This window comes from Paenibacillus sp. Leaf72, from assembly GCF_001422685.1.
Lineage (GTDB): Bacteria > Bacillota > Bacilli > Paenibacillales > Paenibacillaceae > Pristimantibacillus.
The window spans coordinates 2,096,619-2,111,019 of the sequence record NZ_LMLV01000001.1; the positions used below are offsets into that span (position 1 = coordinate 2,096,619).

Here is a 14,401-nt window from a genome sequence, read left to right on the forward strand (position 1 = left end):
ACCAACGTATACCCTTTTCCCGGTTATTACACAATTCGTAATAATCGTCTACTATTCTTTTTTCCAGTCTAGCCGCCCAAATCCGGGGTATCTACAAACGTTACGCTCCGATTGGCCGTTCCATGCAGCTCGAATAGGACAATGACATTTTCACCCTGGCGTAAAAGCGGTGCTGGCACATACAGCGTTTGCTGCGGCCCTTTGTCCCAATATCTTCCCAGATTGAACCCGTTTACGAAGGCAACGCCCTTCGTCCAGCCTTCCAGCCGCAGGAATGTATCCTGCACATCGTCCACGCGGAGAATGCCCCGGTAAAAAGCAGGAGTGCTAGCGAAGGCATCGGTGATCTCAGCCGCAAATTGCAAAGGCGATAAATCATCAAGCGGCAGACAATGGATCGTCCAGTCATATAAAAATTGAAAGCCAAAGCGGACGCCCTCCGTAATGCCCTTCGGGTCTCTGAGATACGGGCCATAATTGATCCGCCCCATATTTTCAACGAGAATCGCAATTTCGGCCCCTTCTGCTGGCACCTCGAACGACACCGTCTGCTCCTGATTGCCGCGTTCCAGCACACCTTCCAGCTTTCCATCTACAAATACTAGCGCACGATCGCGTACCTCCTGCACGACAAGCTCCTGTTTTTCCCTCGGCCCCGATATCGTTGTCTTGTATAAAATGAATCCATAATCCTGACCGAGCTTCTCCATCGGTTCGGGATTCGTTCGGCGAATCGGCGCAGACAGCCGATCTAACTGCGAGAGCAATGCTGCCTGCTCCGTCATTTCCACCTGACCGTATGCCCTTCTGCCAATAGGCTCTGGCAGCTTGAGCTCCCCAAGGTTCATATAGCGGTCGATGACAGCCCGCACCGCATAAAATTTATCTGTCAGATCACCCGATTCGCTTAAGAGCGAGTCATAATCATAGCTCGTAATCGTCGGCTCATATTGATCCTTCTGCTGGCAGTTCGCGCCATTATAGAAACCGAAGTTCGTTCCGCCATGGAACATGTAGAAGTTGACCGAAGCCTTCTCCTCCAGCATTTCCTCGAATACGCTCGCCACATCGCCTGCATCTCTAGTATGGTGCTGCTCTCCCCAATGATCGAACCAGCCAATCCAATATTCCATGCACATGACAGGCTGATCTGCCTGATATTCACGCAACTTCGAAAAGGCCCCCTTCACGCCGGAGCCAAAATTCACACTAGAAAGCTGTCCCGGCACCGATCCGCCTTGCAGCAAAGAGTCAGTAGGCCCATCAGAGGTGAACAGCAATACATTCATCCCGCGACGAACCATAGCTTGACGCAAATATTCCAAATAGCTGGCGTCGTTGCCATAGCTTCCGTATTCATTTTCAATTTGCAGCGCAATAATTGGCCCGCCGTTTGTACATAGGAGCGGCTGTAATTTGGGCAGCAGCACATCGTAATAAGCGTCCACCCGCTCCAGAAATTTCTCGTTATAGCAGCGAAGCTTAACCTCGTCATCCGCCAGCAGCCATGCAGGCAATCCGCCAAACTCCCATTCCGCGCAAATGAAGGGGCTTGCTCGCACAATTACGAGCAAACCCATCTCCCCTGCTGTCTGAATAAAGCGCTCCAAATCCGCCATGCCATCAAAACGGAACTGTCCTGGCTTGGGCTCATGAAAATTCCACGGCACATAGGTTTCTACGGTATTGAAGCCGCAAGCTTTCAGCTTTTGCAGCCGGTCGGTCCAATATTCGGGGACGATTCTAAAATAATGCAGAGCTCCTGATAAAAGCTGTATCGGTTTTTCATCATAAAAAAACTGAGATTGCCTGCATTCAAAAATCGCCATTAAACAGCCTCCCCTTGCTTGCTCAAATGAACACCCAGCCCAGACAAAGTAGGACACCATCTCGATTGTTGCACGGTGAGACGAATTTTCCTCGCGATTATCGGTTCGAAGCAGCAAATGCGCTTATAGCCAACAACCGTTCCTTCATATAAAAGCTTCCAGTCTTCCCCATCAAGGTATTCCACCTGAAAACGTTCAATTCGTTGTCCCGTCTTAATATGCTCCTTGAGCACGATTCGGTCAAAGCGCTGCTCTTCCTGCAAATCCAGCTCTATCCAAGCTTGCTCCGTCCCTTCGCGAGGACACCAGAACGTATCCGAATCATCGTTCAACAGCTGTGATGCCGCGTGATTGTCGTCCTTGGTTTCCGATGCTCGTATTTCCACCTGCTCTTGTGCTGCCAAATTATGCGCAAAGGTGCTGCGCAAAGCGTCGCCGAGCTGCTGTAAGCGCTCTATATCATGCTCATGAACAAGACCGCGCTTATCCGGTGGAAGATTCAGTAGGAAGGTCGCATTGCCGCCAACCGAGCCATTATAAATGCCCAGAAGCTCTTCCAGCGATTTCACCTGATCATCCTCAGCTTCATGGTAAAACCAGCCGGGACGAATCGATGTATTCACTTCCGCAGGGTACCAGATTAATTCGTCGTACTGCTTGACGATCTCTCTGCTGCCTAGATCACTTTCCTGCGAATTGATTCGGGTTGCAAACTCGCGATCATCCGCTTGCTGCGATTGCTCTTGAATTTTTTCATTATCCTGCAAATGGGCCGGGACGACGCTCCATTCTGAAGCCCTTGTATGCCCTGCTTCATTGCCGCACCAGCGCACATCGGGGCCGCAGACAGAAATAACAGCATTGGGCTGCAGCTCGCGAATGACCGCATAGTAGCCGTCCCAATCATACACCTGCCTTTTGCCATTAGGCCCTTCCCCGCATGCACCGTCAAACCACACGCAAAAAATATCTCCATAATTCGTCAACAGCTCTCTGAGCTGATTTTTGAAAAATTCATTATAACGCTCCGAATCTCCATAGGAGGCTTCATGCCGGTCCCATGGCGACAAATAGACACCGAACTGGATTCCGCCCTTTCGGCATGCCTCGGCTACTTCCCGCACCAAATCGCCGGAACCCTTTTTCCAAGGGCTTGCCGCTACCGTATGATCCGTATACTTGCTAGGCCATAGGCAGAAACCATCGTGATGCTTGCAGGTTAAAATTAACCCCCGCATCCCAGCGGATTTGCAAGCCTCTACCCATTGATCAGCATTAAGCTCCGTCGGGTCAAAAATCGCCGGGTCCTCATTGCCGAGGCCCCATTCCTGATCCGTAAAGGTGTTTACCGTAAAATGAATAAACGCATAAAACTCCAGTGACTGCCATTTAAGCTGACGTTCTGACGGCGACACGCTTGCCGCCGATTCTACCCACTGCGCTTGGTTCATTGGGACCGCCTACCTTTCTCGACTCGATTCAGTTGAAATACCGCTTTATTGGTGCCTACTAGAAGGCCGCTGTCGTTTTTAAGCTCCCGCGACGCAAGCTGGTACATTAAGTCAATTGTAACGCGATTGCTATAATTTATCTGCTCCAAAATGGAAGCAATAATGAGCGCCCATTCCTCCTCAGAGCCGTCCAGCACCTTCAAAGCGAACGCCACTCTTTCCTTGCGAAGCGCGAACCCATAGATGCCTTTGGCACCGCCCTTCGCCACGATATTGCTATCCTTTAACAGATTGGAGCATATGAACCAAGGGGCCGAAACCATATTATGATTTTCGTTCATCAGCCTTCCTACTTGCCCAGCTGCCTCTCGCGTTCGCTGATCTTCCAGCAAATCCGGGCAAGCAAGCTTTAGGAACATGGCCGCTATTTGCCGCAGGGGCAGCGCAAACACCGGAAAGCCGCAGCCATCCGTGCCCAGCTGGATTTCTTCCACTTTCGCCCCTGAGAATTCAGCGATTGTCTGTAAAATCTCTCTCTGCGCTGGGTGCTCCGGGTCCGCATATCCCTCTAGTGGATATCCCTTTGCTTGGCATAACGCGAGCACGCCTAAATGCTTGCCTGAGCAATTGTGATACAGACGACGCGGCGGCTGACTATGGAGCAGGAGCGTATCGCGTGCTTGCATACTTAAAGGATACGTTTCGGAGCAAATCAGACAACGTTCCTCTATTCCTATTTTGGAAAGCATCGCTTCCAGCGCTTCTACCTGATAAGGCTCAGCACGGTGCGAGGCTGTCATCAGTGTTTTTTCTGGTTCCGTCAAGCTGTAAGTATCAGGAACGCCATGTATAAAGGCTGGAATTGCCTGAAAAGGCTTGGCCGCAGAGCGCATATAGGACACCCATTCCGGGTCGCCCACACGATAAATGACCTTACCCTGATCATCGATTCCGCAAATGTGACCGTGATGAATATTTTCAAGCGTGCCGCCTCTATATTCCTCTACCAAATGTGGTGCCATAATCTGCATAACCGCATCACCTCTTGTTCTATGATTAGGGAATTAAAAGTTGTGAAGCTCTTTCGCTGCGTTTACAAGGTGCTGCTTTGCTTTTGCTACTAAATTCGAATCAACAGGTGAGTGAAAGCTGCCATCGCGGCGCACTCCTGAACCAAAATGCAATTCCGTAACGCCTGTATGCAGGACGAAAGGATGGATTTTATCTAAGATCAACCCTGCTCCGGCCATTACTGCAACGTTGCGTTCCCCACCTCGTTTGGATAGTTCCTTTAATTCGTTCATTGCCTCTAAGGCAGTGCTCTTGCCACCCGATGTGAGTACCCGTTCAATCTGGGAAAAAGCGCTTATGGCGTCTAACGTTTGGGTCAGGCTAGCACTCTCATCAATCGCCCGGTGAAAAGTAACGCCTAATTCTTGAGCTTCAGCCAAGCACTCCTGCAGCAGCGCTAGATCCGCTTCGCCCTTAGCTGTCAAAGCACCTATAACGATGCCGGATGCTCCTAGATCGCGAGCTATATGAATATCTCTTTTCATTGCCTTCCTGTCGTCCTCGTTGTAGCAGAACGATCGGCTATGCGGCCGAATCATAACGTACACTGGAATCGAAACACTGGAAACTACTTGCTCGATAATACCGAAGCTAGGCGTGAGCCCGCCTTCCGACATAGCGCAAACCAGCTCGATGCGATCCGCACCACCCGCTTCTGCCGCTCTCGCGTCTGCCTCATTCACTGCAATTACTTCTAATAAAGGCTGCCTACTTGTCATAAAAACACCGCCTTTCTTTTTCACACCGGTCACTCACTCCAGTCACCTTGGTCAAGATCTATCCAAAGCCAGCTTCCAAAAAGCAATTCGATCCCTATCCACGTATAGGTTAAATTAGTGATAGCTGTTGAACGCAATACACTTGTTGTTTTTTGTTATTTTTGTTATGTAAAATGTAATAATCGTTATGTACCATCAGTCTAATAGGTTACGCTGTAAACGTCAATTAGAAGTCATTAATTGTTTGAGGAACCCGGTTTAAATTCGCGGGAGGCCCCATCTTCTTATTCCCCTTTTTATATGTACGGGCAAATACAAATAGTGCACACCCAAAAGGATGCGCACTGCATTTTTCATGTTGAATTAGGCTCAGAATCTAGAACTAGGGAAACAGCCTTCAAGAACAATCTTTATTTACTTTTTTAGATTGGCAATCTCCTGCTCCGTTAAACCCGTAGCTTTGGATATCGTTGCAATGTCCAGATTCAGGCGCAACATATTTTCTGCCACTTCCCTAATGCCCGTCTTCATACCCTCTTGTAGGCCTGCCTCCTTACCCGCCTTCATACCTTCCTCCATGCCTGCCTTCATGCCCGCCTGCATCGCGCTTTCCATCATGGATGCTTCATCATGCAAATACTTCTGTCTGGCCTCGTATAATCGTCTGGCTTCTGAATCCTGGCTCAAATATTGCAGCGTATCCATCGCCTTCTCCAAGCTCGGCTCATTCATTTTCAGCACCTCCCATTGTGATGTATGGGCCCCTTTCAAAAACAGCAGCCAATTAATCAACCCGCCCTCTGATGGAACGATTCGCTCACTCAGCTTAGGCAGTTCTAAGAAATGAACCTCAATATCATCAATTAAGGCTATTCCTGTCTTATCTTCACGCAGATGAAACACATTATGGTATTGATCGTTCTTCAGGAACGAATAGTTTAAAATGTTGATCGTCACGCATTTCTTAAGCTCCGGATATTTATCGCCCTCACTGAGTTGACTCGCATACCGTTTGCTCCAATAAAACAGGGTTCGTTTCTCTATGTCGTACTTATTGAAAAGCTGCATCTCGATATCAATTAGTTTGCCTTCCGAGGTCTTGGCATAAACATCAAAAATGGACTGTTTATCGAGTGGATCGTCTTTATCCGTATACGGATTCATAAGAATAATTTCAGTCAGCGGAGTTTCTCCAGCTTCAATAAATATACTGTTCAAAAAAGCTAACAACACATCTTTATTGTTTTCACTTCCAAATATCCGTTTGAATACAAAATCCACACGCGGGTCCAACAAATCCATCGGCATCAGCTCCATTCGTTATTATTATATCATTTTTCCGTTTATTTGAACCTTGCAAAAAGGTGTAGAACAGCTCTTACACGCTGCCTCATCAAGTATGGCAGTTCCAAGTAGGCTGCGCACCTCTTGCCGCTACAATTGTTTGTTTGGCCTCAACCATCAAGCCCAAATATGGAATAAAACTTATTTGTTTAACAGTATAGTACTAGCATCATCGATATCGTACAGCTTGCCCTTATTACTATTCACAAGCTGAATAATTTGCTTATAGGCTGATCCGCTTTTTGGAGCTATTGCATCTAGGACAACCTTATTCGTTTTCAGCTCGGCAATTACCTGCTTAAGAGTGAAGCTGGATTTTGCTGACGTGGTGCCTTTATCGTGAACAGAGGCATCCGTTATAAAGATGATCCTTTTGGCATTCGTTCTGCCCGATAGCTTGTTCATTGCCATATAAATAGCATCGAGTCCCGACTCAGGCTCGTCCCCTCCTCCGGCAGCTTTTAATTGATCTAAATTAGTCTTTAACTCGTTTTTATTGTTGGTAAAAGAATAAAATTCTAGATTTTTGTTTTGATCAACATAATTAATATCCCGATAAGCAACAATTGCAAAATTGGAGCCGGCTGGAACAGAATCCACAAAACTTTTAACCGTTTCTTTTATATAATCGATGACCCCTCCCATACTGCCTGTAACGTCTATGACAAAAACAATATCCGTAGGAGCGGTAATGCCTTTCGATATTTTTGTTAAAATAGGCGAAGAACTAGTCGCGTCAGATTCCGCCTCCTTCTCACTTTCTACAGTTGTAGAGATAATCGGCTCACTCTGAAATACAACAACTGAATTAGCTGCCACGTTCCACTCTACCAATCCCCCTAGTGCCTCGCTAACGAATCGAACAGGAACCATTGTGGTTCCATTGATTAGTTGCGGTGCTGCGCTCAAAGTTATAGCCACACCGTTCACATAGGCAATGTTGGAGCCAATCGTTAATACGATGGTTTTTCCTTCTTTCGTTGCCGTAACGGTTTGAGTGGTGCTGTCCCATTCCACTTTTGCCCCCAGCGATTCAAAAATGGACCTGAACGGAACGAGTACATTCCCATTTGTATTCACTGGAGCTTGTGCATAAGCTTGCATATATCCTGAAATAAACACTTTAATATGTTTAGCTTCATTGTTAATCGGAACGAATATAGGTAGAGAAGCTGCCAATCCACCTGATTGATTAATGGTTTTCAAATAAACATAATATCCGCCTGAAGGCAGTCCAATCTTCCTCAGTGAATAGGTTGAAGTACTGCCGGCTTTAACTCTGATTCGCTTAACGACCTCACCACTTGCATTTTTGACCATTAAATAGGAAGTGTAGGCTGGTTGTTTAGCCTGAATGGTTATTTTAACCGTAAGCGTATAATTTTTGTTCAGCGTAATAGAGCCAGGGTAGCTTTCGCCCCCAAGCAGTTGAAATTCTGGTTCAGCCTCTGTACCTGTAGATCCAGTACCACCCGAGACAGGACTCTCCCCTGTTTCTCCAGATGGAGGATTCACCGTCGTTCCTCCAGAAGCAGGCTGCTCTGTTGTCCCGCCAGATATCGGCTCCTCTATTGTCCCACCAGAGGATGATTGGGTACCCGCGATTGAAGTTTCAGGGAAATAAAAGTATATTTCCTCATCAGCTCTAGGTGCCTGGCGTTTTGCTAATATGGTAATGGTATAATTCTCATGGTTAAAAGTGAACTCCGAGTTGGGAACCTTGTTTCCGTCTATTTTGAGAACGACTTTTTTACTCGAATTTATAATATATTTTGTAGTTAGTTTAAAAACCCTTGTTGAATCATCCCCATAGGAGAGAGCAATTCCTATATAAGACCCTCCCGAAATCCCTTCTTTCCATTCATAGGTCGGAATGATTGCGTATTTTATTGAAAGCTCTGATCCCGGATAAGGTGCTTTATTAAGGGTAATGGTGTAGCTCTCATAATCAACCGTATATTCCTCAGGTTCAATTTCTCTGGCATTGATAAACAGACGCAGCTTGGTATTACTGGCCGTAATTTTATTGGGAGTCTCGAATTTAAATACGCGGTTTTGTCCGTCTCCATCTTCCAGGATATTAACGAGGTAATCGTTTTGCCGATACTCAAACGGGGTATAGGCACTCGCCGTCCCTGTCCAAGACTCTAGTCCTCCGGCAAACATAATAAACACCATAAACAACAAAACCATTTTTTTAAAATTCATACTCTCTCACTCCGTTTTCGTAAGACATGGTGGGTTCATAATCTGCAGCTTATTCCTTTAAGTGTAATTGTAGCCGATACTCACTTTACCATATATAACGTAGTTTTTATAGTAAAATATCCCTGAATTGTAGTAGTGATTTGGATTTTACCTAAGGGCTCTCCTAAATTACCATCAACATCCATTAAAACGCAAAAAAGAGCACCTGATACCGTGCTCTTTTAATAGCTTTATTTATTCAAGCGAAGAGCTGGCTGCGGTCGATAACCGCCGATTGCCCAAAAAGCTCCCAATGGCAGCAGCAGCCTGCTTATATCCACCAGCCTCGCGCAGCGTTTCGCCAATTACGCCAGCCTGCTCCCGATAGGAGGCATTGCCGAGCACCTCTAATACAGCGTTCCTCAGCACCTCGAGCGTGAGGTTGTTCTTATCCACGATTACTCCCGCTCCCAGCTCCTTCACGCGGCTTGCCACGCGAGGCTGATCCGAGGTTAACGGGAGCATAATCAATGGCACATTATAATACAAGGCTTCGCTCGTACTGTTCATGCCCGCATGTGTCAGAAAAGCATCTACACGCTGCAGCACTTCCAGCTGGGGAACATAGGGCCTTATGATGAAATTGTCAGGAATGAGATCTGCCACTGGCTCTAAATCGGTATCTTTCCCCGATGATAGTATAAACTGTACAGGCAAATCATGAAAAGCGGTAAAGCAGAGCTTATAAAAATCAAGGTCTTTATTTAAAATCGTTCCCATCGAAATGTAAACCGTCTGTTTATAAGGAGCATGAAGCGGCTCATAGGCAAAGGCTGGCGCATCCTTGCGCGTTATAATAGATGGGCCGGTGAACACAAAGCTGTCATCCAGCGTGTCACCCATTGGTTGAAAATAACGGCTTGTATAGACAATCTTCAATTGTCCTGGATGTCCGGCAAGTTCATCCAAGGAAGGGGCAGCCACATTAAACTGGGCAGCTAGTTGCTGCGACAATTCCATGATGCCGTTATAAAGCTCCTTGACCTCATCATCGTCATCGTCCAGTTTATTGCCCGATCCAAGCAGCTCTACAAAAACAAAGGTAGTCGTCGAGCAAACCGTTGGTATACCCAGCTTTTCACCTAAAATTTGTCCTCCCCAGCCTATTAAGGAGTCAAAAATGATATAATCATAGGTTTCATTTTCAGTCAGCTTCAGAACATCCGGAATAAATCGCTGAATAATATGTTTTAAAATCATATATATAAATTGATAGGGATGCTTGATTTCAAACGGCTTCATATCAGGGTTATTCATCAGGGTTGCCTCGTTGAACGAGTAAGCTCTAAATTGCACACCGATCTGTTCAATCTTCGTCCGGTATTTCTCCGTACAACAATAGACGACCTCATCGCCGTTCTCTACCAGCTCCTTGATCAATCCCAATGAGGGATTGATATGCCCTTCTGCAGGCATCATTACCACTAACACACGTGCCAAGTATTCCACCTCCAAAAAAATTTCATTCAACTAATCGTGGGGACATTTTATCCAAATCTTTCAGACCATATGGGATAAGCGGCGTAATGAAGCTTTCGCTTCTATGGATATTTTATACATTAATACCATTTTTGTAAATAGTATGTCGTTTTTTGTTTTTACGAAAGGAACAGGCGCAACGAAAATATGCAGGCTATTTGCTTAAAATAATAAAAACTCTACAACCTCAAGGAGGCTGTAGAGTTTCTAATAGTGGAGACAGGACAATTAAGTCCATAATGTCTACCATTATTTTACAATGACTGGCTGGTCACGGTACCCAAACATCCCTTTTGTAAAAGGTTACGCTGTAAGCTGCCGTGTCGCTGTAGCGTCCATCTTTGCTTATTACTTTAAAATATACATTATCGTAGTCGACAAGAACCGTATCCGTTCCTGACGTATTCGTAGAAGAAGCTACCAAATTCCCTGCACTGTCATAGGCGTATAAATCGTAATCATAGCCGGAAGGAGAACCTAACACGACAGATTTGCCATGCCCTCTGAATGTAAAGTAGTCCACATCTGTCGGGGATGATAAATAGGACCAAGCGCTTCCCCCCCAGTATGACGGGCCATAGGGAGTGGCCACCGTTTGCGTTGGAATTTTATACGCTGTGCTTAAAGTGTCATTCGACTCGTAATTATCCGCCCAGGCGGCACCCGCAATCGATCCTGATAACAGCGTTAGCATAATAGCGGAATACAATGTTTTCTTCATTTCATTCTCCCTCCATTTCTTTTGATAGATTAGCACGCCAATAAGGCTTCAAGCTTTTTCCCCGTTCTTAGAAACGTCTGCTCAGAAAAAGCCCCAAACCACCCCCTATCAAAATATGGAATTAAATTGATTATAATGTAAACGGATACAAATTGTCCACTTTTTTCTCCCTCACTCAACCTCTATGAATTGACAAAGGATATTCGAGATGATAAGTTGGCGTAATACCCATTTTGATGGGTCATATTATAAGGGGTGTTTGCTATGTTTTTACCTGTGCACAAACGATTCCTCAATCAAGCAAAGGAAAAACTCAGTCAAGATCAACGAGTTCGCGGCCTTCTTGCCGGCGGCTCCATGATGACGAATACGATGGATGAGTATAGCGATCTAGACCTAATCATCGTTTACGACTCAGCCTACCAGGAGCAGATGATGAATCAACGGCTTCTCATCGCTGAAGGCTTGGGCAAGCTGCTGTCTGGATTTACAGGTGAGCATGTCGGCGAGCCTCGCGTGGTGATTTGCTTATACGGGCCAGAACCGCTGCATGTCGATCTTAAATTCGTCACATTGGAAGAGCTTGAAATTCGAATCGAAAACCCTCTTATTTTATGGGAAAAGGATCAGGAAATCAGTCACATTTTTGAAAAAACCGCTCCCTCTCATCCGTACCCGGATGCCCAATGGATAGAGGACCGTTTCTGGGTGTGGGTTCATTATGGCGCAACGAAGCTGGGAAGAGGAGAATGGTTTGAACTGATCGACCATCTAACCTTTATTCGCGGTGCTGTCTTAGGCCCGTTGGTATTAATGAAAAATGGGCAGCTTCCTCGAGGCGTCAGAAAACTGGAACAGTATGGCGTCAATGAAATAGAACAACTAAAAAAGACGATTCCTTCGCACCATTTCGAAAGCTGCTACCATGCATTAAAAAGCACAATCGATTTATATAAACGCTTGCGTCAACAATCGGATACACTCATTTTAAAAGAAGAAGCGGAGCAAGCTTCTATGGCTTATCTTGAAAAGATATATGCTTCATCGGTTCATTAGAAAACAAAAAGAGCACCTGGTACGGTGCTCTGCTCTTTTTCATGACGATGGGTTATAACTTCTTTGCGAATTGATTAAGCTGCTCCGACATGCGATGAACCTCTTCAATAAAGGTCAAAACCTGCCGGGAAGATATAGCCTGCTGATCCACGATGGATGTCATACCTTCGATAGAGGCACGCATACCGCTTATTGCCTCTTCAAATGTTTTCAGAGTATGCTGAATCGCGTTTGTAGAAGTAAGCGTCTCATTGGACAATTTCCGTATTTCACTGGCTACAATGCCAAAGCCTTTTCCTCGATCCCCTGCATGTGCTGCTTCAATCGCCGCATTAATGCCTAATAAGTTCGTCTGGTCCGCTACTTTTCTGACAATAGATACAACTTTACCCGCTTCATCTACCTGCTCTACCGTCTGATGGGAGAGGGAAAGAAGCTGCTGGGCAGACTCTGCCAGTGTTACCGAGCTATCTGCAACTTGTGAGAGCTGATTGTTAGCTTGCGATAGTGAAGAAGAAATTTGGTCCGCAATGGCTATTAATTCGCTCTGTTTTCGAAGCTGAATAGCTATGCCGCCGATTACATTTCCATTAGAGTCGTGGAGTGGTGTTGCCGTCCCAATAAATTCAAAACCATAAAAGGTGGCAGGAACTTCTGCCCTTAGCGCTACATTATTCCGAATCGCATGCATTAGCGGTTCCTCGTGATGCAGCAGTTGACCAACACGTATGTGCAAATCAATATTTTCGCCAGCCCAATAAGCAATAAATTTTTCTGTATCACAAATAGCAATCGATAATTCTGCAGGAACTGCTGCTTTAAAGATAGGAACCATGGTAATCAAAGCTTCAAGAGATTCTATGCTGTTCATTTTGGTGTTTCCCCTATCCATGTCTATATATAGAAGCTTTAGCATTTTAAATATATCGCAGAAAACAAAAATACGCTATTTATTCGTGGTCTGATTGATGAACGGAAGGTTTGTGAGAAGATTCGCTCCCTGAATGCAACTACCTTTTATCTGGATATGGGTACGAGTCTTGCGAAGTATGAGCTGAAGTAAGAATATAAATACCATTTTGTAGCTGCGCTCTATTAAAAAAATAATTAAAAGCCATCAACCCATACACTGGTTAGTGGTTTTTCTAAAAATCCATCCAAAAAAATTGAGAGACAGCAAGCACAAGCGCAATAACATTTGCAACGATAAACAACCACTTTTTGGCTCTTCGACTTACGGGCTCTTGTCCTATAAATAAAGTCCAAGCTACAATTCCATTAAACACAACCATAATAATAAGAGCCAACCACCAATTAGCAACCATTACGACTTCGTCCTCTCCAACCAGAATGAATATTACATGGATTCCTCTATAAAATTACTTTAATTTCCTCTTTCCTGTCAAGTTCTAGAATGTCATATATAATCACCATTATAAAATGCAAACAGTGACTCTCCACGGAAGAGAGTCACTGTTCGTTTTTTTATCTTACCCATCAAGCAGGGTCATCTGTTCTTTCATATATCGGGTACCATGAACGACATGTTTAGGGCTAACATCTCCAATACGAAGCAAGTCCTGAGAAGTTAGTTCAACATCCACGGAAGCTGCATTTTCCTCTAAATATTTTATTCTTTTGGTGCCCGGAATCGGTAGTGCACCATTTGCCAAGGTCCATGCGATGGCCAATTGCGAAGGAGTACAATTTTTTTCTTGGGCAATTTCCTTAATTTTGTCTGCGACTTCTACATTTTTATTGAAATTATCACCCTGGAAACGCGGCATATATCTACGAAGATCATTAGGTGCTAAATCTTCAAAACTTCGAAGCTCACCTGTAATAAAGCCCCTGCTCAGCGGACTGTAAGCAACATGGGTAATTCCTAATTCTCTTGCAGTAGGGAGAATCTCATCTTCAATATCCCGGCTCCAAAGAGAATATTCACTTTCTAATGCGGAAATGGGATGTACCGCATGTGCACGACGAATGGTGGAAGCTGATTCACTATTGCCTAATTTTCTTGTTCTCATAAATTTACCTCTCTCTATCGGTTGGTATATGCTGCTGAGATTCCATTTGATTTAACAGTTCACTTTCTGAACTAGCCCTTCCCAATTCAATATCCTCATAGATGGACAGCTTGTTATTTACAGCATCAAGAGCTTCTTCAAGCTCACTCTGGCGTTTGTATAAATCCTCTTTGTACTGGTTAAGAATAGCTTTTCTTTGCGGAATGGTGGAGTCTCCATCTAATGCGAGATTGACCATTTGCTTCAATAAAGACAGCTTCATTCCCGTTGCCCGAAAACATGTCATCAGTCTTATCCAATCTAAATGATCTTGTTCAAACAGACGATTCCCATGCTTATCTCTCTTAATGAACGGGAGCAAACCTTCCTTCTCATAATAACGAATGGTATGTGCCGGGCAGCCTAGCCGCTCCGATGCTTCTTTTATAGAGAAGGCCATGTTCTTGCTTCC

The 14,401-nt window shown here is 45.1% G+C and carries 12 protein-coding genes and 1 pseudogene; 1 reads left to right on the forward strand and 12 read right to left on the reverse strand.

Features of this window, described 5'->3' with window-relative positions; translation table 11 throughout:
- Window positions 1-68: 68 nt before the first annotated feature.
- The 8 genes from ASF12_RS08945 to ASF12_RS08980 all read right to left on the reverse strand — a co-directional run bounded on the left by ASF12_RS08945 (window position 69) and on the right by ASF12_RS08980 (window position 10,861).
- A complete protein-coding gene (locus ASF12_RS08945) occupies window positions 69-1,829 on the reverse strand; it encodes a glycoside hydrolase family 35 protein (RefSeq protein WP_056032407.1) in 1,761 nt (586 codons plus the stop codon).
- The gene (locus tag ASF12_RS08950; protein ID WP_056032409.1) at window positions 1,829-3,280 is read right to left on the reverse strand and encodes an alpha-L-fucosidase; all 1,452 of its coding nucleotides are present in this window, start codon (window positions 3,278-3,280) and stop codon (window positions 1,829-1,831) included. Before ASF12_RS08950 ends, ASF12_RS08945 begins: the two co-directional genes overlap by 1 nt.
- Window positions 3,277-4,311 carry an asparaginase gene (locus ASF12_RS08955; RefSeq protein WP_056032412.1) on the reverse strand — a complete coding sequence of 345 codons (1,035 nt, stop codon included), beginning with the start codon at window positions 4,309-4,311 and terminating at the stop codon, window positions 3,277-3,279. Before ASF12_RS08955 ends, ASF12_RS08950 begins: the two co-directional genes overlap by 4 nt.
- Window positions 4,312-4,344: 33 nt before the next feature.
- The gene (locus tag ASF12_RS08960; protein WP_056032415.1) at window positions 4,345-5,070 is read right to left on the reverse strand and encodes a copper homeostasis protein CutC; all 726 of its coding nucleotides are present in this window, start codon (window positions 5,068-5,070) and stop codon (window positions 4,345-4,347) included.
- 414 nt (window positions 5,071-5,484) lie between these two features.
- Entirely contained in the window at window positions 5,485-6,372 is an 888-nt protein-coding gene (locus ASF12_RS08965) for an Rpn family recombination-promoting nuclease/putative transposase (protein ID WP_235533083.1), read from the reverse strand.
- A 183-nt stretch (window positions 6,373-6,555) separates the two neighbouring features.
- Complete coding sequence (locus tag ASF12_RS08970) at window positions 6,556-8,622, reverse strand: stalk domain-containing protein (RefSeq protein WP_056032421.1); 2,067 nt, start codon at window positions 8,620-8,622, stop codon at window positions 6,556-6,558.
- Between the two features lie 234 nt (window positions 8,623-8,856).
- Complete coding sequence (locus ASF12_RS08975) at window positions 8,857-10,101, reverse strand: macrolide family glycosyltransferase (RefSeq protein WP_056032423.1); 1,245 nt, start codon at window positions 10,099-10,101, stop codon at window positions 8,857-8,859.
- 310 nt (window positions 10,102-10,411) lie between these two features.
- Window positions 10,412-10,861 carry a hypothetical protein gene (locus tag ASF12_RS08980; protein WP_056032426.1) on the reverse strand — a complete coding sequence of 150 codons (450 nt, stop codon included), beginning with the start codon at window positions 10,859-10,861 and terminating at the stop codon, window positions 10,412-10,414.
- A gap of 264 nt (window positions 10,862-11,125) precedes the next feature.
- On the opposite strand from ASF12_RS08980, the gene ASF12_RS08985 reads away from it, so the two are divergent.
- A complete protein-coding gene (locus tag ASF12_RS08985; RefSeq protein WP_056032429.1) occupies window positions 11,126-11,917 on the forward strand; it encodes a nucleotidyltransferase domain-containing protein in 792 nt (263 codons plus the stop codon).
- A 52-nt stretch (window positions 11,918-11,969) separates the two neighbouring features.
- Here the strand turns inward: ASF12_RS08985 and ASF12_RS08990 are convergent, their stop codons facing one another.
- From ASF12_RS08990 to ASF12_RS09005, 4 genes and pseudogenes are all read right to left on the reverse strand, one after another.
- Window positions 11,970-12,788 (reverse strand): methyl-accepting chemotaxis protein, encoded by an 819-nt coding sequence (locus tag ASF12_RS08990; protein WP_056032434.1) that lies wholly within the window; start codon window positions 12,786-12,788, stop codon window positions 11,970-11,972.
- Between the two features lie 274 nt (window positions 12,789-13,062).
- Window positions 13,063-13,242: a hypothetical protein gene (locus ASF12_RS08995; RefSeq protein WP_056032437.1), complete on the reverse strand. Its 180-nt coding sequence runs from the start codon at window positions 13,240-13,242 to the stop codon at window positions 13,063-13,065.
- A 165-nt stretch (window positions 13,243-13,407) separates the two neighbouring features.
- Window positions 13,408-13,947: pseudogene (locus ASF12_RS09000) on the reverse strand (aldo/keto reductase); the annotation flags it as partial.
- Between the two features lie 7 nt (window positions 13,948-13,954).
- Window positions 13,955-14,389 carry a MerR family transcriptional regulator gene (locus ASF12_RS09005; RefSeq protein ID WP_056032441.1) on the reverse strand — a complete coding sequence of 145 codons (435 nt, stop codon included), beginning with the start codon at window positions 14,387-14,389 and terminating at the stop codon, window positions 13,955-13,957.
- Window positions 14,390-14,401: the final 12 nt, after the last annotated feature.